The following is a 737-nucleotide window of genomic DNA, read 5'->3' as shown; positions in this document are numbered from 1 at the left end:
GTCGCCGCCCCGTACGACCCCAGCCCCTTCGCCCGCGAGCGCCACGTCTGGCTGGGCCTGCACGCGGCGGCGACCCGGAGCCTGGCCCAGGGATCGATGATCGTCTTCAGCTGAACCGACGGGGTCACCGCATCTGGGCGAATCCCTTCCGCATGTCCTCCGCGTTCATGATCGGGCACACCTCGACGTCGGCGTTCATCTCGGTGAAGAACGGTTCACCCGTCGGCGGCAGCTCCGAGCTGTCCTGCATGTCGAAGACCAGCAGGACCGTCCGCCGACCGCCCAGCGGGCCGAAGTAGGCCGCTTCCGGGTGGAGTCGGTCGAGGATCGCCTTCAACCGCTCGGGCAGCTTCCCGGTGCGGATGAGTTCGTTCGCCCGGCCCGTGTCCAGGGTCGCTCTGAGCATCACGCGCATCGCACTCACCTTCTTCCGGTCGATGCACGTGCCGAATTCCACCCTATGCCCGGAACGTGAACCGCCCGCGCCGGATCACCGCTTCGCCGCGGAACCCCCGGCGGCGGCGAGGAGGGCCCGCGCCTCCTCGCGGGCCCGGCCGATCGGGTCCGCGAAGACGTCCAGGCCGTGGGCGACCAGCGCCCCTTCGTGCAGCAGCATGAGCGTCCGGCCCAACCGGTCGGCCCCCTCCGGGACGATGTCCCCCGCGAGGTCGGTGAACAGGGCGAGCATCCACTGCTTCTGCCCGGTGATGACCGGGTGGGCCGGACGCTCATGCTGC

The 737-nt window shown here is 70.4% G+C and carries 2 protein-coding genes and 1 pseudogene; 1 reads left to right on the top strand and 2 read right to left on the bottom strand.

The annotated features are described in order from the left end of the window. A partial coding sequence (locus tag B7L92_RS44050) for a putative DNA-mimic protein (RefSeq protein WP_497591646.1) occupies positions 1–114 on the top strand: 114 nt, incomplete at its 5' end. Positions 115–124: 10 nt separating this feature from the next. On the opposite strand, the gene B7L92_RS29885 is transcribed toward B7L92_RS44050, so the two are convergent. Continuing rightward, positions 125–415 carry a hypothetical protein gene (locus B7L92_RS29885; protein WP_081240478.1) on the bottom strand — a complete coding sequence of 97 codons (291 nt, stop codon included), beginning with the start codon at positions 413–415 and terminating at the stop codon, positions 125–127. A gap of 75 nt (positions 416–490) precedes the next feature. Beyond that, positions 491–737, bottom strand: a pseudogene (locus B7L92_RS29880) (TetR/AcrR family transcriptional regulator); the annotation flags it as partial.

Origin of the sequence: Streptomyces viridosporus (assembly GCF_002078235.1) — a bacterium.
GTDB classification, from domain to species: domain Bacteria; phylum Actinomycetota; class Actinomycetes; order Streptomycetales; family Streptomycetaceae; genus Streptomyces; species Streptomyces viridosporus.
This window is presented reverse-complemented; position numbering and strand designations above follow the sequence as displayed.